The following is a 20,165-nucleotide window of genomic DNA, read 5'->3' as shown; positions in this document are numbered from 1 at the left end:
TGTGATCGCCCCGGTTGACGGCGCGAGGATCGCAGCCGCCGCCCTCTTGCACAAGCCGGGCCGGGCCGCAAACACCCCTGTTAACGGGCCCGGAACCGCGCGCGCCTAGGCTGTCGCGGAATCCGGTCGCGGAAATCCTCCGTCATGCCTGCGCCCATCGAGACCCGCGCGCCGGGCCCACCGACCGCACGCGCCGCCGCGCTCTGGTCAGATCTCGCCGATCTCCTGAGCAGCGACGCCCGTCTGTCCGCGTTCGCCAGGCGGGCGGCCTGGGTGCTGGTCCCGTTCGGCCTCGCCATGGTCCTTCTGGTCTACGGCACCGGCCCGGAGCCGCGGCGCAACTGGTACGGCGACCCGCTCGGCAACGATTTCGTCCAGGTCTGGGCGGCGGGCCGTTCGGCACTGGCAGGTCGTGGAGCTGAGCCCTACGACCTGCCGGTGCATCTGGCGAACCTGCAGGCGGTCTGCGGGCAGGAATGCCGGTTCGCCTGGCACTATCCACCGGTGTTCCTCCTGCCGGCGGCCGCGATGGCGCTGCTGGACTTGCGGCCGGCCTACCTGCTCTGGACCGCGCTCTCCCTCGCCCTGTTCGCCCTCGCGATGCGGGTAGCGGCCGGCCAGCGGGACGCGGCCGTCGTTGCGCTCGCGCACCCGCTGGTGCTCTGCAACCTCGCCTACGGCCAGAACGGCCTGTTCACCGCGTCGCTGCTGACCCTCGGCGCGGTCCTCGCCGATCGCCGCCCGTGGCTGGCCGGGCTCTGCTTCGGCCTGCTGGCCTACAAGCCTCACTTCGCGGCGCTGGCCCCCCTGCTCCTGCTGGTGACGGGGCGGCGAGACTGCTTGGCCGCCTGCGTTTCGACGGTGCTGGCCCTCTGCCTCGCGTCCCTCGCGCTGTTCGGGACGGCGCCCTGGATCGGCTTCTTCGGAACGCTGGGGGATACGAACCGGATCATCCTGCAGAACGCGGCGGCGGGCCTCGACCTCAATGCCAGCGCGTTCGGAGCGGTGCGCCTGCTCGGCGGGTCGATGGCCGTCGCCTGGACGGCGCAGGGCATCGTCGCCGCGCTGGCGCTCGGCCTCGCCTGCCGCGCCTGGTGCCGGCCCACCGACCCGACGCTCCGGGCGGCCGCGCTCGTCGTCTCCGCACCGCTGCTGTCGCCCTACCTCCCGGTCTACGACCTGGCGCCCCTCGTGCCGGCCGCGCTCCTGCTGGCGCTCGCCGCGCACCGGGCCGGCGGCTTGCGGCCGCACGAGCGGGCCCTCCTGTGCGCTGTGCCGCTCTTCGCGGTCGTCCGAGAGGCGGCGGGGCTGACCGGATTTCCGCTCGGCCTCGTGCTGAGCCTCGCGACGTTCGCCTCCGTCGCCGGACGCGTCCGGCCGTGGAGCGCCGCCCCGGGCCGGCAGCCATCCGGGACCGGCGGCCTCGACGTCCGCACTCTCACCGCGCCAGCGGCCGCGGGATCCGGAACGGCAGCATGAGCCGCACCATCGGGTTTCGGAACCGGTCGAGCGACAGGCTCTCGTGCATGGCCCGCACCGGCTCGCCGCAGAGCGTCGAGGCGAGCAGCGAGCGGGCGTAGAACGGCGTGTCCTCGTAGGTCGCGAGCACCCGCGATCGGCCGCCGTCGCTGCGGGTCTCGCGCGGCATCCGCCAGAAGCGCGTCGCCGGAAGCGTCGCGCCGGGCGGAGGCCGGATCTCGCGGCGGCTGCCGTCGGCGGAGAACCTGAGCGACAGGTTCTGACCGCCGCCGTCGCGGTGATGCACGTCGTACAGGATCGCCGCGCCGTCCGGCAGATCGGCCCGGCACCATGTCCATCGCGCAAACGCGGCCTCCAGGGGCTCGTCGCCGTCGTTGGTGTCGAAGTAGCCGCTGCCGCTCCAGCGGAGGTCCGGCTGGTCGAAGTCGACCTCGACCCGCGAGGACGGCGACATCGGCCACCAGCGGTGGCGGCCAGCCCGGTCGAGATGGAACGGCCCCCCGGTGAACCCGCGCGGCTCGAGGCGCACCGTGCCGCGGATCCTGCGGGGCAGGGGAGCTCCGCGCTCGTCGATCCGCACCGTCAGCGCGGTGCCATCCCAGTGCATGGCACTGGGTCCGACGGCGATGTGGTCGGCGCTGCGCGACAGGCTGGCGGCGCGGCGCTCGGTCATGGCGAAGCGGCCGCGGTCGCCGTAGAGCACCACGTTCATGGCGCAGTGGGCGAAGGGGTCCTTGTCGGCGCTCCAGGCGTAGTAGGGCGAGAACACGCTGCCGATGAAGGCGATGATCGTGAGGCCCTGGCGGCCGTCGTCGCTCACCGCATCGACGTACCACCACGCGTAGCCACCCCGCGCGACCGCGCCATCGAATCGCGGTCGTCCAGGATCGCTGCCGCTGCCAGCCGCCCCGACTGCGCCGCCATCGGCACGCCCGGACCCGGATGGATCGAGCCGCCCGCGAGGTACAGGCCCGGCAGCGCCGTCCGCGCGCCCGCGCGCTTGAAGGTCGTCGCCCAGCCCTGCGCCGCCCGTCCGTAGAGGGCCCCGCCCGTCCCGGGGAAGAGGGCGTCGAAGTCCCGCGGCGTCGTCGTGACCGCCGACGACGTGAAGTCCAGGGTGAGCCCGCAGGCCTCCAGCCGGCGGAACAGGTTCCTCTCGCATCTCTCGGTCTCCGGCGGCATGAGCGGTCGCTCCCGGCCGTCCGCCGGAGCGTTGACGAGCAGGAGCAGACGTTCCGGCCCCTGGGGCGCGGCACCCGCCGCGTCCCGGTCCTGGGCACAGACGTAAACGGTGGGGTCGTCGGGCAGGCGACGGGCGCGCAGGAGCGTGTCGAACTCGGCCCGGTAGTCGCGCGAGAAGAAGACCGTGTGGTGCGCCAGCGGGAAACCCGCGGACTCTGCCTCCGCGCAGATCGTGACGGCGGAGAGCGAGCGTTCGCCGGGCGCGAGCCGCTCGCCGGCCGCGGCGGCCTCGGGCCCGAGCAGGCCCGCACCCAGGGCCGCGCAGTCCGCGTTGCAGACGACGTGGTCGGCGGCCACCGTCGCGCCGTCCGTCAGGCGCACGCCGGTGACCCGGCCGCCGTCCGTGAGGATCCGCGCGACCTCCGCGCCGTAGCGGAAGGTCGCGCCCCGCTCGGCGGCCAGATCGGCCACCGCCCGCGCGAGGCCGCTGAGTCCCCCCGCGACGGTCCAGACGCCGGCCTGCTCGACATGGGCGACGAGCATCAGCGTCGCCGGCGCGGTGAAGGGCGAGGCGCCGCAATAGGTGGCGTAGCGGCCGAACAGCTGGCGCAGCCGCGGGTCGCGGAAATACGCGCCCAGCGCCGACCAGAGGGTCGCGAAGGGCTGGATCCGCCAGAGATCGCCGAGGCCCGACAGCCCGACCCGCTGCGCGAGGCCGGCGGGCCCAGTCCGGCCCTCGCGGATGAACGGACCCTCGAGGGTGCGGTAGACCTCGGCCGACCGGGCACAGAAGCGCCGGTAGCCCTCCGCCTCGCGCGGTCCCGCGAAGGCCGCGATCGCGTCCGCCGACGCGTCGATATCGGCGAAGAGGTCCAAACGCTCGTCCCGGCTCCACGCGTGGCGGGCGAGGAGCCGCGCCGGTGCCAGGGCGACGCGGTCGCCGAGCTCGGCGCCGCACTCGGCGAACAGCTCGTCGAAGACCCAGCGCATCGTGAACACAGTCGGACCAGCCTCGACGGCGCGATCTCCGACCGGGACGGCGCGCATCTTCCCGCCGGGATGCGGCGCGCGCTCGAGAACCGTCGTGTCGACACCGGCATGGGCGAGCCGCAGGGCGGCGGCGAGGCCACCGATCCCGGCACCGATCACGATGACGCGCTCCTGCGGCACGGCCGCTCCGAACTCCCCCGACCACGGGATTGATCTCGCCTCGCCGAAGTGTCAATAAGAAATGACACCTGTTGCTGACAACCGCATACAACACGGGAGGCAACGCGATGGAGTCCGGTCAGCGGATCGAGATGGCGCTCGATCGCGCCGTTGCGCACGCGGAGGCGCCCGGCGCGCCGCCCCTCCTGGCGGAGGCTCTCCGCTACGCGGTGTTTCCAGGCGGCCACCGGATCCGACCGCGCCTGTGCCTCTCGGTGGCCCGCGCCTGCGGCGACGACGACCCGGCAGGATCCGTCGCGGCCGCCGCCGCCATCGAGTTCCTGCACTGCGCTTCCCTGGTCCACGACGACCTGCCGTGCTTCGACGACGCGCCGATGCGGCGGCAGAAGCCCTCCGTCCACGTCGCCTTCGGCGAGCCGATCGCCGTCCTGACCGGCGACGCCCTCATCGTCCTCGCCTTCGAGACCCTGGCGCGATCCGTCGGGCGGCATCCGGCGCGCCTCGGCCGCCTCGTCGGGCTTCTCGGCCGCGCCGCCGGGTCGCCGTCGGGCATCGCGGCCGGGCAGGCCTGGGAATCGGAGGCGCATATCAGCCTGAGCGACTACCAGCAGGCGAAGACCGGCGCGCTGTTCGCCGCCGCCACCGTGGCAGGCGCTGCCGCGGCGGGGGCTGAGCCGGAGCCCTGGCGTCGCCTCGGCGAGTGCCTGGGAGAGGCCTATCAGGTCGCCGACGACCTGCGCGACGTCGCCTGCCGGCAGGAGGAGATCGGCAAGCCCGCCGGGCGCGACGCGACGCTGGGCCGCCCCAACGCCGCAGCCCTCCTGGGCACCGGCGGGGCGATGGAGCGCCTGTCCTGGCTGACACGCGAGGCGGTCGCGGCGATCCCGGCCTGTCCGGGCGCGGCCGCGCTCACCGCCGAGATCGAGGCGCAGGCGCGGCTGTTCCTGCCCGCGAGCCTGCGGGCGGTGGTGGCCTGAGCGCCGGATCGCTCCCCGGAACCGGCACGGTGCCGCCTGCCCCGTCCGCCTGGGCGGACAGGTGGCTCGCGTGGCGCAATCGCCTCGTCGCGAGCCCCCGCTTCCAGCGCTGGGCGGCGGGTTTTCCGCTGACGCGCCGCGTCGCACAGCGCAACACGCGCGCGCTGTTCGACCTCTGCGCCGGCTTCGTCTACGCGCAGGTTCTGACCGCCTGCATCCGCCTCGACCTGTTCGCGATCCTGGCCGAGGGCCCCCTGACCGTCGACGCGCTGGCGCGGCGGCTCGACCTTCCGCCGGACGCAGCGCGACGCCTGCTGCGCGCCGCCGAGTCCCTCGGGCTGCTGCGCGCCCTGTCGGGCGACCGTTTCGGGCTGGCCGACCTGGGAGCCGCGCTCGTCGGCAATCCCGGCATCGCCGCCATGATCGAGCATCACGCGCTGCTCTACGCCGACCTCGCGGATCCGGTCGCCCTGCTGCGCGGACAGGCGCAGCCGACCCGCCTCGCGGGCTACTGGCCCTATTCGGCGGGGGCGGCGGGCGACGCGCACACGGTGGCCCCCTACAGCAGTCTGATGGGCGCCTCGCAGGCGCTGATCGCCGATGACGTGCTCGACGCCTGCGACCTGTCGCGCGTCCGGCACCTCATGGATGTCGGCGGGGGCGAGGGCGCCTTCCTGCGGGCGGTTGCGGCGCGGCACGCGACACCCCGCCTGACCCTGTTCGACCTGCCGGCCGTCGCCGACCGCGCCGCCGCGCGCCTCGGGCAATCCGACTTTCGCGAGAGGATTGCCTGCCGCGGCGGCGACTTCCACGACGGACTGCCCGCGGGCGCCGACACGATCTCGCTGGTGCGGATCGTCCACGATCACGACGACGCGCCGGCCCAGGCGCTGCTGGGCGCGGCCTACGCGGCGCTGCCGCCGGGCGGCACGCTGCTCATCGCGGAGCCGATGGCCGGGACGCCGGGCGCGGAGCCGGTCGGCGACGCCTATTTCGGTTTCTATCTCCTGGCGATGGGCTCCGGCCGACCGCGCCGGGCCGAGGAACTGCGCGCGATGCTCGCGGCCGCAGGATTCACCGCCACACGCGAACATCCGACACGACGCCCTCTCCTCGCGCGGGTGCTGAGAGCCCGAAAAACGGGCGCCCAAAAGTAAGTGTGACTTGACGATGGCTTGTGTCTATCTAGGATGACACAAAGCGGCTTCGTACCGGAGAGAGTCGCGACGCAAAGGGTGGACAGTTCCAGCCATGGACGCTCTGGCCGTCATTCTGGAAAACCCGGAGCACCTCTCGGTTCAGCGCCTGGTCCTGACGCCGCCCGGCGATGCGGACGCGGTCGTGGCAGTGGCGTGGAGCGGGATCAGCACCGGCACCGAGCGCCTGCTCTGGTCGGGGCGGATGCCGCCCTTTCCGGGCATGGGCTACCCGCTGGTGCCGGGATACGAATCGGTCGGCACCGTCGTGGAGGCGGACTCGGGCGCCTCGGTCCGTGTCGGCCAGACCGTCTACGTCCCGGGGGCCCGCTGCTTCGGCGCTGTCCGCGGCCTGTTCGGTGGCGCGGCGTCCCATCTGGTCGCGCCGGCCGCGCGCCTCGTGCCGGTGGACGGGGCCCTGGGTGAGCGGGCCTGCCTCCTGGCGCTGGCAGCGACCGCCCATCGCGCCCTCGGGCGCCCCGTTCCCGGCGCGACGCCGCTCATCGTCGGGCACGGGGTGCTCGGCCGGCTGCTCGCCCGGCTGACGCTGGCGGCGGGCGCCGCGCCCACCGTCTGGGAAACCGACCCCGTCCGCGCGGTGGGCGACCACGGCTACGCCGTCGTTGCGCCCGACGCGGATCCGCGCCGCGACTACGCGACGATCACGGATGTCAGCGGGAACGCCGCCGGCCTCGATGACCTGATCGCCTGCCTGGCACCGGGAGGCGAGATCGTCCTCGCCGGTTTCTACGAGGCGCCCCTCAGCTTCGCCTTCCCGCCCGCCTTCATGCGCGAGGCCCGGATCCGGATCTCCGCGGAGTTCCGGCCCGAGGACACGGCCGCGGTGACGCGGCTGATCGACGACGGTCGGCTCTCGCTCGACGGGCTGATCACCCACCGTGCCCCGGCGGCACAGGCCCAGGACGCCTACCGCACCGCGTTCGCGGATCCGGGCTGCCTGAAGATGATCCTCGACTGGAGGGACGCCGCGTGAACGTTCAGCTCAACAAGGCCGCCCTGTCCCAAGCGACCCAGCTCCGCGCCGAGGCCGCGATCGAGCCCGACGCGGTCGCCACCGCGCCGGCGAAGAAAGAGACGCAGATCATCGCGATCTACGGCAAGGGCGGCATCGGCAAGTCGTTCACGCTCGCCAATCTGAGCTACATGATGGCCCAGCAGGGCAAGAAGGTCCTGTTGATCGGCTGCGATCCGAAGAGCGACACCACGTCCCTCCTCTTCGGCGGCAAGGCCTGCCCGACCATCATCGAGACCTCGACCAGGAAGAAGCTGGCGGGCGAGTCGGTCGCGATCGGCGACGTCTGCTTCAAGCGCGACGGCGTCTACGCCATGGAGCTCGGCGGCCCCGAGGTCGGGCGCGGCTGCGGCGGGCGCGGCATCATCCACGGCTTCGAGCTGCTCGAGAAGCTCGGCTTCCACGAATGGGGCTTCGACTTCGTGCTGCTGGACTTCCTGGGCGACGTGGTCTGCGGCGGCTTCGGCCTGCCGATCGCGCGTGACATGTGCCAGAAGGTCATCGTCGTCGGCTCGAACGACCTGCAGTCGCTCTACGTCGCCAACAACGTCTGCTCGGCGGTTGAGTATTTCCGCAAGCTCGGCGGCAATGTCGGCGTCGGCGGCCTCGTGATCAACAAGGACGACGGCACCGGCGAGGCCCAGGCCTTCGCGGAGGCCGCCGGCATCCCGGTCCTGGCCTCGATCCCGGCCGACGACGACATCCGCCGCAAGAGCGCGAATTACGAGATCATCGGCAAGCCGGAGGGGCGCTGGGGCACCCTGTTCGCGGAGCTCGCCGCGAACGTCGCCGAGGCCGCGCCGCATCGCCCGACGCCGCTCACGCAGGACGGGCTGCTCGGCCTGTTCTCCAGCGAGACCACCGGCCGCGACGTGGTCCTGGTCCCCGCGACCCACGAGGACATGTGCGGGGTCGCCCAGGTGTCCAAGCCGTCCCTCGAAGTCGTCTACGACGAGGTCTGACGCGCGTGGCCGTCTCCCTCGACATCGCCGATCTCCGCGCCCGCCAGGCGCCGGCCAACGTCGACTTGGCCGCCGCGCAGAGCGACGGCCTGGGCTGCCACGCCGGCAAGGACGCGATGGTGGCGGCCGCCGAGGCCGCCGGCATGTCGGAGACCCTGGCGCAGCTCCGCAGCGACTATCCGCAGGGACCGCACGACCAGCCGCAGAGCATGTGCCCGGCCTTCGGCTCGCTGCGCGTCGGACTGCGCATGCGGCGCACGGCGACGATCCTGTCGGGCTCGGCCTGCTGCGTGTACGGCCTGACCTTCACGTCGCACTTCTACGGCGCGCGGCGCAGCGTCGGCTACGTGCCGTTCAACTCCGAGACGCTCGTCACCGGCAAGCTGTTCGAGGACATCCGCGAGGCGGTCCACGCCACCGCGAAGCCGGAGGAGTACGACGCCGTCGTCGTCATCAACCTCTGCGTCCCGACCGCGTCCGGCGTGCCGTTGCGCCTGCTGCCGAAGGAGATCGACGGCGTCCGGGTGATCGGCATCGACGTGCCGGGCTTCGGCGTGCCGACCCACGCCGAGGCCAAGGACGTCCTGGCCGGCGCGATGCTGAAGGTCGCGCGCTCGGAAGCCGAGCAGGGCCCCGTTGCGGCGCCGCGCGGTGGCCGTTCCGAGCGCCCCAGCGTGGCGCTCCTCGGCGAGGTCTTCCCGGCCGATCCGGTGGTGATCGGATCGCTCCTGGAGCCGCTGGGGCTGTCTGCCGGCCCGGTGGTGCCGACCCGCGAGTGGCGCGAACTCTACGCGGCCCTCGACTGCGCCGCGGTGGCGGCGATCCACCCGTTCTACACGGCCTCGATCCGCGAGTTCGAGGCGGCGGGCCGCCCGATCGTCGGCTCGGCCCCTGTCGGCGTTGACGGCACCGCCGACTGGCTGGACCGGATCGGCGAGGCCTGCGGGGTCGCGCGGGCAACCGTCGAGGCGGCCAAGAACACGATCCTGCCCGGCATCCGCGGGGCGCTCGGCGCGATGCCGATCAGGGGTCGGATCACGCTCTCGGGCTACGAGGGGTCGGAGCTGCTCGTGGCGCGCCTCCTCGTCGAGAGCGGCGCCGAGGTTCCCTACGTCGGCACGGCCTGCCCGCGCACGCCCTGGTCAGAGGCGGATCACGACTGGCTGGAGGCCCGCGGCACGCAGGTGCATTACCGCGCCTCGCTGGAGGACGATCTCTACGCCTTCGAGTCGCTGAAGCCCGATCTCGCCATCGGCACGACGCCGGTGGTGCAGCGGGCCAAGGAGCGCGGCACCCCGGCGCTCTACTTCACCAACCTGATCTCGGCGCGCCCGCTGATGGGTGCGGCCGGCGCGGGCTCGCTCGCCACGGTGATCAACGCGGCGCTGGGCAACAGGGCGCGGTTCGACGCCATGCGCGACTTCTTCGAAGGCGTCGGCACCGGACACGCCGCCGGCGTCTGGCAAGAGGTGCCGCAGAAGCGCCAGGGACCGAAGATCGAGGGCCCCAAGACGCCGATCGGGGAGATGGCCTGATGCTGATCCTCGATCACGACCGGGCCGGCGGCTACTGGGGCGCGGTCTACGTCTTCACGGCGGTCAAGGGCCTGCAGGTCGTCATCGACGGCCCCGTGGGCTGCGAGAACCTGCCGGTCACCTCGGTGCTGCACTACACCGACGCGCTGCCGCCGCACGAATTGCCGATCGTCGTCACCGGTCTCGCCGAGGAGGAGCTCGGCCGCCACGGCACCGAGGGCGCGATGAAGCGCGCCCACGCGACCCTCGATCCGGGCCAGCCCAGCGTGGTGGTCACCGGCTCCATCGCCGAGATGATCGGCGGCGGCGTGACGCCGGAGGGCACGGGCCTCCAGCGCTTCCTGCCGCGCACCATCGACGAGGACCAGTGGCAGGCCGCCGACCGGGCGATGCGCTGGCTCTGGCAGGAATACGGCGCCAAGAGATTCGCCAAGAAGGGCATCCCGGCCCGGCCCGAGAAGAAGCCCGGCGAGAAGCCGCGGGTGAACCTGATCGGCCCGGCCTACGGCACGTTCAACATGCCCTCGGACCTCGCCGAGATTCGCCGACTGGTCGAGGGGATCGGCGCCGAGGTGAACCTGACTTTCCCCCTCGGCGCGCACCTCGCCGACGTGCCGAAGCTCGTCAACGCCGACGCCAACATCTGCCTGTACCGGGAGTTCGGCCGGCTGCTCTGCGAGGATCTTGGGCGGCCCTACCTGCAGGCGCCGATCGGCATCCTCTCGACGACCAAGTTCCTGCGCTCGCTCGGCGAGATCCTGGGCCTCGATCCCGAGCCGTTCATCGAGCGGGAGCGGCACACGACCATCAAGCCGGTCTGGGATCTCTGGCGCTCGGTGACCCAGGACTTCTTCGGCACCGCGAGCTTCGGCATCGTCGCCACTGAGACCTACGCGCGCGGCGTTCGCCACTTCCTCGAAGACGAGATGGGCCTGCCCTGCCACTTCGCCTTCGGGCGCTCGGCCGGGCTGAAGCCCGACAACGCCGCGGTCCGCGCCGCCGTCGCGGCCAGGCCGCCCCTGGTGCTGTTCGGTTCGTTCAACGAGCGGATGTACCTCGCCGAGACCGGGGCCCGGGCGGCCTACGTCCCGGCCTCCTTCCCCGGCGCGATCATCCGGCGGCACACCGGCACGCCGTTCATGGGCTACGCCGGGGCGACCTACCTGGTTCAGGAGGTCTGCAACGCCCTGTTCGACACCCTCTTCCACATCCTGCCGCTCGCCCGCGACATGGACAAGGTCGAGGCGACTCCGACCCGGCGCCACGCCGAGCTGCCGTGGGACGAGGCCGCCCGGCAGGCGCTCGACGCCCTGGTCGAGGCCCAGCCGGTGCTCGCCCGCATCTCCGCCGCCAAGCGCCTGCGCGACGCCGCCGAGCGGGCCGCCCGCGACACCGAGGCCGCCGCCGTGGCGCCCACCCACGTGGCGCGCGCCCGGGCCGCCCTCGTCGCGGGAGCCCCCGCATGAGCCGCCTTTCCGTTTCACCCAGAGGAGACCTGACGATGCGAACGATGGTCCCGACCGGCCGCCAGCACCAGGAGGCGGTCCAGTTCCGACTGATCCTGGCGGCGACCTACCCGTTCTTCCTCGCCGCCGCGGCGCTGAACCGGTTCCGGCCGAGCCGCGAGACGGCCCGCCCGGGCCTGACGCCGGCGCGCCGCTCGGTCTTCGGCGAGGCCCGCGCCATGGCGGTTCAGGCGATCCCCTTCGCCTTCATGGGCTGACACGCCCCTGAGCGAGACGCTTCCGTCCGGTCACGCGGGGGAAGTCGGGCCGTGATCGCCGAGAGGCATCGCGGCTGAACCCGTCGCGTCTCGCCAGAGGCGCGGCCAACACACGGAGGTCTGAACGATGGCGAGTGGACCCGTCACAACAGAGAGACCGAGCAGCCTGTCCGGGCTGACGGAACCGGAAGCCAAGGAGTTCCACGCGATCTTCCTGACGAGCTTCCTCATCTTCACGGCGATCGCCGTGGTCGCCCACATCCTCGTCTGGCTGTGGCGTCCGTGGCTCCCCGGACCGCAGGGCTACGCCTCTCTCGAGGGCGTCCGCGACGCGGCCCACGCCCTCGTCACGATGATCGGCTGAGGAGGATCGGATGCACAAGGTTTGGTTGCTCTTCGATCCGCGGCGCACGCTGGTGGCTCTGTTCACCTTCCTCTTCATCCTGGCGCTGCTGATCCACTTCATCCTGCTCTCGACCGACCGGTTCAACTGGCTGGACGGCCCGAGAAACAACAAGGCGGCCGAGAACACCATCACGCTCGCCCTGCCGCAGATGCCGGCCTGACCGCCGGTCCGGACCGCGGCGCGCGAGGGCCGCGGTCACCCTTCCTTCCTCTTCTCCGGCCTGACTGAGGAGCAGCCGCCATGGCGATGCTGAGCTTCGAGCGCAAATACAGGGTCCGCGGCGGCACCTTGCTCGGCGGCGACCTGTTCGACTTCTGGGTCGGGCCGTTCTTCGTCGGTTTCTTCGGCGTGGTCGGGATGTTCTTCACGGTACTGGGCACCGCGCTCGTCATCTACGGCGCGGCGATCGGACCGACCTGGAACGTCTGGCAGATCAACATCGCGCCGCCCGACATCAGCTACGGCCTGCGGCTGGCGCCGCTCAAGGAGGGCGGTCTCTGGCAGATCATCACCATGTGCGCGCTGGGCTCGTTCGTGTGCTGGGCGCTGCGCGAGGTCGAGATCTGTCGCAAGCTCGGCATCGGCTACCACGTGCCCGTGGCCTTCGGGATGGCGATCTTCGCCTACTTCACCCTCGTGGTGATCCGGCCGCTGCTGATGGGCGCCTGGGGCTACGGCTTCCCGTACGGCATCCTCAGTCACCTCGATTGGGTGTCCAACACCGGCTACCAGTATCTCCACTTCCACTACAACCCGGCCCACATGCTGGCCGTGACGTTCTTCTTCACGACGACTTTGGCCCTGGCGATGCACGGCGGCCTGATCCTGTCGGCGACCAATCCCAAGAAGGGCGAGACCGTCAAGACGCCCGAGCACGAGGACACGTTCTTCCGCGACACGATCGGCTACTCGATCGGCACGCTCGGCGTTCACCGCCTCGGCCTGTTCCTGGCCCTGTCGGCGGGATTCTGGAGCGCGGTCTGCATCGTCATCAGCGGGCCGTTCTGGACGCAGGGCTGGCCGCAATGGTGGGGCTGGTGGCTCAACCTGCCGGTGTGGCGATGATTGATCGCATGGGATCGGAACGAGGGGACTAACGCGGGTCGCCGCCGCTCGGCGCGCGGCACTCCGGGGGAGGGCAGGCCATGGCCTATTACCAGAACATCTTCACGCAGGTTCAGGTGCGCCCGCTGGTACCGGAGCACGGCGTCCCGGTGGCGGTCGACGACCGCGTCGGCAAGCCGTTCAACAGCTACCTGTTCGGGCTCATCGGCAACAGCCAGGTCGGACCGATCTACATCGGCTATATCGCGGCGCTGTCGATCACCTGCGGCCTGATCGCCTTCGAGATCATCGGGCTCAACATGTGGGCGTCGGTGAACTGGGATCCGGTCCAGTTCGTCCGGCAGCTGCCGTGGCTGGCCCTGGAGCCGCCCCTGCCGAAATACGGGCTGAAGGTGCTCCCGCCCCTCAACGAGGGCGGCTGGTGGCTCATCGCCGGCTTCTTTCTGACGGCCTCGATCCTGCTCTGGTGGGTTCACCTCTACCGGCGGGCGCGGGCACTCGGGCTGGGCACCCACGTGCCGTGGGCCTTCGCGTCGGCCATCTGGCTCTATCTCGTCCTCGGCTTCATCCGGCCGCTCCTGATGGGTTCGTGGTCGGAAGCCGTGCCCTTCGGCATCTTCCCGCACCTCGACTGGACCGCGGCCTTCTCGCTCCGCTACGGGAACCTGTTCTACAACCCGTTCCACATGCTCTCGATCACGTTCCTCTACGGATCGACGCTGCTGTTCGCCATGCATGGGGGCACGATCCTGGCCTGCTCGCGCTACGGCGCGGAGCGCGAGATCGACCAGATCGTCGACCGCGGCACGGCCACCGAGCGCGCCGCCCTGTTCTGGCGCTGGACCATGGGCTTCAACGCCACGATGGAGTCGATCCACCGCTGGGCGTGGTGGTTCGCCGTGCTGACGACGCTGACCGGCGGCATCGGCATCCTGCTCACCGGGACCGTGGTCGACAACTGGTACCTCTGGGCCGTCAAGCACGGCGTCGCGCCCTCCTACCCGCAGGTCTACGGCCCGATCGTGGATCCCGCCCATCTCGCACCCGGCATGAAGCCGTGAGGAGGCCGTCATGAAGACGATTCTGGCGGTCGCCGGCGGGGCGCTGGCCCTCTTCCTCACCATCGCGATGTTCGGCGGCGCCGGCTGGACCCATCCGCCGATGGCGAACAAGCAGACCGGCTTCCGCGGGACGGGGATGGACCTGATCCGCACCAGAGCCGGCAACGAGGCGCTGTCGGACGCCAACAGGGCGCCCGCGCCGGCCGATCCGGCCGAGGCGGGCGGCGACAAGGCCTCGGCCGTCTATCAGAACGTCCAAGTTCTGGGCGATCTCTCGGCCGAGCAGTTCAACCGTCTGATGGTGTCGATCACCGAGTGGGTCGCGCCGCAGCAGGGCTGCACCTACTGCCACAGCACCGAGAACATGGCGTCCGACGAACTCTACCAGAAGCGCGTCGCCCGCCGCATGATCCAGATGACGCAGTACATCAACGCCACGTGGAAGGAGAATCACGTCCATCAGGCGGGGGTGACCTGCTACACCTGCCACCGCGGCAACCCGGTGCCGGCCAATATCTGGTTCGACCACCCGGTTCAGGGGGCGGGGCGCTTCATCCCGCGCAACAACAGCCAGAACCTGGCCTCCGCGGAAGTCGGCAACACCTCGCTGCCGTACGACGTCTATCAGGCCTTCTACCAGCACAAGGAGACGTCGGAGGACGCGGTCCGGGTCAACGCGACCACGGCGCTGCCCGAGACGAAGGGCAAGCCGATCCAGGACGCGGAGAAGACCTTCGCGATCATGATCAGCATGTCGCAGTCGCTCGGGGTGAACTGCACCTTCTGCCACAACACCCGCTCGGTCGCGCAGTGGGACACCAGCACGCCCAACCGCGTCCATGCCTGGTACGGCATCCGCATGGTGCGTGACCTCAACCAGGACTACATGGAGCCGCTGACCTCGACATTCCCGCGCAACCGGCTCGGGATCCTGGGCGACGCGCCGAAGATCAACTGCGCCACTTGCCACAACGGCGCCAACAAGCCGCTCAACGGCGCCAACGTGATCGAACCCTATCCGGAGCTGTCGCGCCCGACGATCGCCGTGAGCCTGCCGACCGGCGAGGCCAAGGACCCGATCCCCGGGACCGAGACCCCGACGCCGAAGCCCTGATCGGGCCCGGAGCGGCCGGACCGACCGGCCGCTCCGCTCAAGCTACAGGGAACCTCCGTGAGGTAGGGGCGTCGATACCGGCGGCCAAGCTCGGCCCTGCGGAGGCGCCCGTGACCATCACCATCTCGAACCTCCAGCCGCTGATCGCGATCCTGGCCGGGATCCTGATCCTCGTGATGCCGCGGCTGCTCAACTACATCGTCGCGATCTACCTGATCGTCGTCGGCGTGATCGGGCTCGGAATCCTGCATTGAGGGGTTGCGCCCGCACCGTGGGGTCGCGGGCCTGACAGACCGTCGAACCCGTCAGCCACGCACGCACAGGGCCATCGCGCGTTCATCTTGCGTTGCGTTGCGGGATGGTCCAACCCCGCCCATCAGCTCGGCCGGCGCCGGGCACCAGATACGGACGGGATCGACATGGCGACCGGCAGCGCGAAGTGGGTCTATGCCTTCGGCGACGGCAAGGCGGAGGGCAAGTCGCAGATGCGCGACTTGCTCGGCGGCAAGGGCGCCAATCTGGCCGAGATGTCCAACCTGGGCCTGCCCGTCCCGCCCGGCTTCACCATCACCACCGAGGTCTGCACCTACTTCTACGATCACGGCAAGGCCTACCCGCCGGAGCTGAAGGACCAGGTCTCGGCCGCGCTCGCGCAGGTCGGCGCGCTCACCGGCCGCAAGTTCGGCGACTCGACCAATCCGCTGCTCGTCTCGGTCCGCTCGGGCGCCCGGGCCTCGATGCCCGGCATGATGGACACGGTGCTCAATCTCGGCCTCAACGACGAGACCGTCCTGGCCCTCGCCAAGGAGGCCGACGACGAGCGCTTCGCCTACGATTCCTATCGCCGCTTCATCACCATGTACTCCAACGTCGTCCTCGGCGTGGAGCACCACGCCTTCGAGGAGGCGCTGGAGCAGTACAAGGAAGGCAAGGGCTTCGACCTCGACACCGAGCTCGGCGCCGGCGACTGGAAGACCCTCATCCAGACCTACAAGAAGATCGTGCGCGACGAGCACGGCTCCGACTTCCCGCAGGGGGCGGACGACCAGCTCTGGGGCGCGATCGGCGCCGTGTTCAATTCCTGGATGATTCCCCGCGCGAAGAAGTACCGGGAGCTGAACAACATCCCGGAGAGCTGGGGCACGGCCGTCAACGTGCAGGCCATGGTTTTCGGCAACATGGGCGACACCTCGGCCACCGGCGTCGCCTTCACCCGCAATCCCTCCACCGGCGAGAAGGCGCTGTACGGCGAGTTCCTGATCAACGCGCAGGGCGAGGACGTGGTGGCGGGCATCCGCACGCCGCAGAACATCACCGAGAAGGCGCGGGAAGAGGCCGGAAGCGACAAGCCTTCGATGGAGAAGGCCATGCCCGAGAGCTTCGCGGAGCTGACCCGGATCTACGGGATCCTGGAGTCGCATTACCGTGACATGCAGGACATGGAGTTCACCATCGAGAAGGGGAAGCTCTGGATGCTCCAGACCCGCAACGGCAAGCGCACGGCCAAGGCCGCCCTGCGCATCGCCGTCGATCTGGCGGGCGAGGGGCTGATCTCCCGCGAGGAGGCGATCGGCCGCGTCGAGCCCGGCGCCCTCGATCAGCTCCTGCACCCGACGATCGACCCGAAGGCCGAGCGCAAGGTCATCGCCTCCGGCCTGCCGGCCTCGCCCGGCGCGGCGACCGGCGAGATCGTGTTCAACTCCGAGGACGCGGAGGCGCACCGCAAGGCCGAGCGCAAGTGCATCCTGGTGCGGATCGAGACCTCGCCCGAGGACATCCACGGCATGCACGCCGCCGAGGGCATCCTCACCACCCGCGGCGGCATGACCAGCCACGCGGCCGTCGTCGCGCGCGGCATGGGCAAGCCCTGCGTCTCCGGCGTCGGCTCGATCCGGATCGACTACAAGGCGCAGACCCTCACGGTCGGAGGCACGACGCTGAAGGCCGGCGACAAGATCACGATCGACGGCTCCACCGGTCAGGTGATCCAGGGTGAGGTGAAGATGCTGGAGCCCGAGCTCTCCGGCGACTTCGCCACGCTGATGGAGTGGGCGGACGCGTTCCGGGCCATGAAGGTCCGGGCGAACGCCGACACCCCGACCGATGCGCGCACCGCCCGCAACTTCGGCGCCGAGGGCATCGGCCTCTGCCGCACGGAGCACATGTTCTTCGAGGGCGACCGCATCATCGCGGTGCGCGAGATGATCCTGGCGGACGACGCCGAGGGCCGCCGCGCGGCGCTGGCGAAGATCCTACCCTACCAGCGCCAGGACTTCCTGGAGCTGTTCACGATCATGTCCGGCCTGCCGGTCACGATCCGCCTGCTCGACCCGCCGCTCCACGAGTTCCTGCCGCACACCGACGCCGAGGTCGCCGAAGTCGTGAAGGCGACGGGCGTCTCCGAGGAGAAGATCCGGCATCGGATGCGCGAGCTCTCCGAGCATAACCCGATGCTCGGCTTCCGCGGCTGCCGCCTGGCGATCGCCTTCCCGGAGATCGCCGAGATGCAGGCCCGAGCCATCTTCGAGGCCGCCGTCCAGGCTGCCGCGGACACCGGCCAGGCAGTGACGCCCGAAGTCATGGTGCCGCTGGTCTTCACCCGCGCCGAGTTCGACATCGTGAAGGCCCGCATCGACGCCATGGCGAGGGCCGTGTCCGAGGAGAAGGGCGCGACCCTCGACTACCAAGTCGGCACGATGATCGAGCTGCCGCGCGCCGCCCTCAAGGCCGGCGAGATCGCCGAGACCGCGGAGTTCTTCTCCTTCGGCACCAACGACCTGACGCAGACGGCGCTCGGCATCTCCCGCGACGACGCCGCCACCTTCCTGGGGCCCTACACCCAGAAGGGCATCCTGCCGGCCGATCCGTTCATTACGATCGATCAGGAGGGCGTGGGCGAGCTGGTGCGCATCGGCGTGGAGCGCGGCCGCAAGACGCGTCCGGACATCAAGCTCGGCATCTGCGGCGAGCACGGCGGCGACCCCGCCTCGGTGGGCTTCTGCCAGGAGGTCGGGCTCGATTACGTGTCCTGCTCGCCCTACCGGGTGCCGATCGCCCGGCTCGCGGCCGCCCAGGCAGCGCTGGGCAAGGTCGCCGGCAAGGAAGGCTGAGGCCGGTCCGGGGGGCGCCGAGCGCGTCCCCCTTTCGGCTATCAACCGTCCGGACGAGGATCAGTGGAAAAACTCGCCTTTCGGTCGAACTCGCCTCCTCGTGAGGCGTTCTTCGGTTGAACGGGTATACCCGATGTGCGCCTTATCGGCCCGCGTCGGGTTCAGCATCGCCCGTCAGAGTCGGCCGCCATGTCTCACAGCCCATCGCCGCTGTGCCTCGCCGAGACCGGAGCGGTCGCGTCCGTCCCCAGCGTCGCCGTTCGCGCCTACCTCGCCCTCGTCGCCGGTCTCGGCGGTCTCGTCACGGCAGTGATGCTGATGATGTCCGTCGCGGCCAATAGCGGCAACGAGGCGGAGCGCATCTCGGCGACGCAGGAGGACAGCTACGCGACCACGCTCGTCGGCGCGCTGGCGGTCAACCTCTCCAAGCCCCTGCGCTGAGCTCGCCGGTCACTCCGTGCGACCCACGGGACACGGCCGATTCGCAGCTTCGACGGCGGGTGCTCTGAACGCGCCGCGCGGTTCACCGTGCCCCTGAGACAGGGCGCGCGGCAGAGCCGGTGAAACGGCTGGGCAGATCGTCGCCCGGGCTGCGGGGACTGAACCGCGTCGTGACCCGGTCGGGCGCCGCGCCGACCACCGCATCGGGCGCGGTGCCGCGCAGCCGCGTGGCGGCCACGTGCACGGGAACAGCCCGGCTCGCCGGGGCCGCGCCCGGACCGGCCGAGACGGAATCGAACAGGGCCCGCAGCTGTGCCTTCGCGTCCGCGTCCGGCGCCACGAGAGCGCGCGCGCGCGCCGAGAGCGGTGCCGCCGGCTTGTCGAGGGCGCGGATCTCGCCCGCGGGCGCGAGGTTGGCCATCCCGCGCTCCAGCGCCGCGAACTGCACCGGACGCGGCGGCGGCAGCGGCATGGTCAGGCTCGCCGCGACGGCGGCCATATCGGTGGGGCGCCGCGGTGGGAGCGGTGCCGTGACGGCGGTCACCGTATCGTCGACGGCAACCGGCTGACTGGCGGTCAGGAGCGACTTGGCGTCGGCGGGCTTGGACTCGACACCCTTCGCCTGCGCGCGCTCCGCCAGCGAGCCGCGCAGGGCGTCGTCGGCCGCTGGCGCCGCGTAGGCGAGGGCCGCGCGCGCGCCCACCGGATCCTGCGGATCGGCGCTCGCCACGGCGACGACGGGCGCGCGCCGCGCTCGCTTCGCCGTCTCCACCGGGGCCGGCACCGGCGCGGGCTCCGGCGCGGACCGTCCGCCGCCGAACAGGCTGGCCAGGAAGCCGAACAGGCCGGGCCCGTCCTCCTCCTCGCCGCTGGCCATCTGCGTCGTGAGGCCCGCCACGGTGCCGCCACGGGCCAGGATCTCGGCCTTGGCCTCCTCGTAGCGCGGGAAGGGGCGGTTGTCGCTCGGGAGCAGCACGGTCTTGCCGTCCGGGAACAGCCGGGCGAGCTGATCGTGGGTCATGCGCGGCCACATGCGCACTGACCCCACGTCGAGGTGCACGAAGGGCGTTCCGGCATGGGGATACCAGCCGACGCCGCCGCGCTGCATCCGGAGACCGACCTCGCGGATCCGGTCGATCGACACGTCCGGCAGGAAGAAGTCCATCGCCTTGCCGAGCATGTGCTGGCTGTACTCGGCCACCATCTTGGACCGGCGGCGCAGCATCGCGTTGGTGCCCGGCGACCGGTAGGCCGACACGACGTGGATCGGCTGGGTCGCACCAACCTGGCGATAGGCCTCCCAGACCGTATCGAACAGCCGCGGGTCCATCTTGGTCGGCTCGTTGACCCGCCAGTCGCGGAGGAGCCAGTTCAGTTGCTCGAGGGCCGCGCGGTCGTACCGGCCATCGCGCTTGAACGTGATGGTCGCGCTCTCTTGCGTGTGCGTGTGATAGATCGTCAGGGAGCGGGTGTCGCCGTTGGCGACCGCGTCCTCGGTCTCGGCCGTCCCGGCGATCAGTCCGAGCACCAGGCCGGATAGGGCGAGGGTGAGATGGCGAAGGGCGCGCGGGAGACTGGGCACGACGGTCCTGATCCTCTCCCGACAGCCTGACCCGACGCCTGTTGAACCGGGTTCGCGGCCGAAACGGCTAAGGCTCGACCGTGGCGAAAACGTGCCCGGCTGTGCGGCCTCGCACGCGAAAGTTGCTGG

Annotated in this window: 19 protein-coding genes; 16 read left to right on the top strand and 3 right to left on the bottom strand. The window is 71.1% G+C overall.

The annotated features are described in order from the left end of the window. The first annotated feature begins 144 nt into the window (after positions 1-144). Positions 145-1,479 (top strand): glycosyltransferase family 87 protein, encoded by a 1,335-nt coding sequence (locus tag ACTJK8_RS10090; RefSeq protein WP_440761859.1) that lies wholly within the window; start codon positions 145-147, stop codon positions 1,477-1,479. Here the strand turns inward: ACTJK8_RS10090 and ACTJK8_RS10085 are convergent. Further along, a complete protein-coding gene (locus ACTJK8_RS10085) occupies positions 1,439-2,299 on the bottom strand; it encodes a carotenoid 1,2-hydratase (protein WP_053622157.1) in 861 nt (286 codons plus the stop codon). The two genes, ACTJK8_RS10090 and ACTJK8_RS10085, sit on opposite strands and share 41 nt — an antisense overlap. Further along, complete coding sequence (gene crtD / locus ACTJK8_RS10080) at positions 2,296-3,831, bottom strand: 1-hydroxycarotenoid 3,4-desaturase CrtD (protein ID WP_440761858.1); 1,536 nt, start codon at positions 3,829-3,831, stop codon at positions 2,296-2,298. The genes ACTJK8_RS10085 and crtD overlap by 4 nt, the downstream gene beginning before the upstream one ends. A gap of 107 nt (positions 3,832-3,938) precedes the next feature. On the opposite strand from crtD, the gene ACTJK8_RS10075 reads away from it, so the two are divergent. From ACTJK8_RS10075 to ACTJK8_RS10005, 15 genes are all read left to right on the top strand, one after another. After that, complete coding sequence (locus ACTJK8_RS10075; protein WP_440761857.1) at positions 3,939-4,808, top strand: polyprenyl synthetase family protein; 870 nt, start codon at positions 3,939-3,941, stop codon at positions 4,806-4,808. Between the two features lie 29 nt (positions 4,809-4,837). Continuing rightward, positions 4,838-5,965 carry a methyltransferase gene (locus tag ACTJK8_RS10070; RefSeq protein WP_440761856.1) on the top strand — a complete coding sequence of 376 codons (1,128 nt, stop codon included), beginning with the start codon at positions 4,838-4,840 and terminating at the stop codon, positions 5,963-5,965. 94 nt (positions 5,966-6,059) lie between these two features. Then, positions 6,060-6,998, top strand: coding sequence for a chlorophyll synthesis pathway protein BchC (gene bchC / locus ACTJK8_RS10065; RefSeq protein ID WP_440761855.1), 939 nt, complete (start codon positions 6,060-6,062; stop codon positions 6,996-6,998). After that, entirely contained in the window at positions 6,995-7,999 is a 1,005-nt protein-coding gene (locus ACTJK8_RS10060) for a chlorophyllide a reductase iron protein subunit X (RefSeq protein ID WP_024829698.1), read from the top strand. Before bchC ends, ACTJK8_RS10060 begins: the two co-directional genes overlap by 4 nt. Positions 8,000-8,004: 5 nt before the next feature. After that, positions 8,005-9,534: a chlorophyllide a reductase subunit Y gene (gene bchY, locus ACTJK8_RS10055; protein ID WP_440761854.1), complete on the top strand. Its 1,530-nt coding sequence runs from the start codon at positions 8,005-8,007 to the stop codon at positions 9,532-9,534. Further along, positions 9,534-11,000, top strand: coding sequence for a chlorophyllide a reductase subunit Z (bchZ, locus tag ACTJK8_RS10050; protein WP_012319769.1), 1,467 nt, complete (start codon positions 9,534-9,536; stop codon positions 10,998-11,000). Before bchY ends, bchZ begins: the two co-directional genes overlap by 1 nt. Positions 11,001-11,035: 35 nt before the next feature. Next, positions 11,036-11,257 carry a hypothetical protein gene (locus tag ACTJK8_RS10045; RefSeq protein ID WP_012319768.1) on the top strand — a complete coding sequence of 74 codons (222 nt, stop codon included), beginning with the start codon at positions 11,036-11,038 and terminating at the stop codon, positions 11,255-11,257. A gap of 127 nt (positions 11,258-11,384) precedes the next feature. Then, positions 11,385-11,621, top strand: a complete 237-nt coding sequence (pufB, locus tag ACTJK8_RS10040) for a light-harvesting antenna LH1, beta subunit (protein ID WP_012319767.1) — start codon at positions 11,385-11,387, stop codon at positions 11,619-11,621. Between the two features lie 10 nt (positions 11,622-11,631). Beyond that, complete coding sequence (gene pufA, locus ACTJK8_RS10035; RefSeq protein WP_012319766.1) at positions 11,632-11,823, top strand: light-harvesting antenna LH1, alpha subunit; 192 nt, start codon at positions 11,632-11,634, stop codon at positions 11,821-11,823. Positions 11,824-11,903: 80 nt separating this feature from the next. After that, on the top strand, positions 11,904-12,728 hold the full coding sequence (pufL, locus tag ACTJK8_RS10030) for a photosynthetic reaction center subunit L (protein ID WP_012319765.1): 825 nt from the start codon (positions 11,904-11,906) through the stop codon (positions 12,726-12,728). Positions 12,729-12,808: 80 nt separating this feature from the next. Then, entirely contained in the window at positions 12,809-13,789 is a 981-nt protein-coding gene (gene pufM, locus ACTJK8_RS10025) for a photosynthetic reaction center subunit M (protein WP_012319764.1), read from the top strand. A 10-nt stretch (positions 13,790-13,799) separates the two neighbouring features. Next, positions 13,800-14,903: a photosynthetic reaction center cytochrome PufC gene (gene pufC / locus ACTJK8_RS10020; protein ID WP_043073917.1), complete on the top strand. Its 1,104-nt coding sequence runs from the start codon at positions 13,800-13,802 to the stop codon at positions 14,901-14,903. A 110-nt stretch (positions 14,904-15,013) separates the two neighbouring features. Further along, positions 15,014-15,157 carry a DUF3096 domain-containing protein gene (locus tag ACTJK8_RS10015; protein ID WP_012319762.1) on the top strand — a complete coding sequence of 48 codons (144 nt, stop codon included), beginning with the start codon at positions 15,014-15,016 and terminating at the stop codon, positions 15,155-15,157. Positions 15,158-15,322: 165 nt separating this feature from the next. Then, positions 15,323-18,013 carry a pyruvate, phosphate dikinase gene (ppdK, locus tag ACTJK8_RS10010; RefSeq protein WP_024829700.1) on the top strand — a complete coding sequence of 897 codons (2,691 nt, stop codon included), beginning with the start codon at positions 15,323-15,325 and terminating at the stop codon, positions 18,011-18,013. Between the two features lie 189 nt (positions 18,014-18,202). Further along, positions 18,203-18,454, top strand: a complete 252-nt coding sequence (locus ACTJK8_RS10005) for a hypothetical protein (RefSeq protein ID WP_012319760.1) — start codon at positions 18,203-18,205, stop codon at positions 18,452-18,454. Between the two features lie 82 nt (positions 18,455-18,536). Here the strand turns inward: ACTJK8_RS10005 and ACTJK8_RS10000 are convergent, their stop codons facing one another. Next, positions 18,537-20,036: a DUF882 domain-containing protein gene (locus ACTJK8_RS10000; protein ID WP_024829701.1), complete on the bottom strand. Its 1,500-nt coding sequence runs from the start codon at positions 20,034-20,036 to the stop codon at positions 18,537-18,539. Between the last annotated feature and the right edge of the window lie 129 nt (positions 20,037-20,165).

Origin of the sequence: Methylobacterium sp. 22177 (assembly GCF_052045615.1) — a bacterium.
Classification (GTDB): domain Bacteria; phylum Pseudomonadota; class Alphaproteobacteria; order Rhizobiales; family Beijerinckiaceae; genus Methylobacterium; species Methylobacterium radiotolerans.
This window is presented reverse-complemented; position numbering and strand designations above follow the sequence as displayed.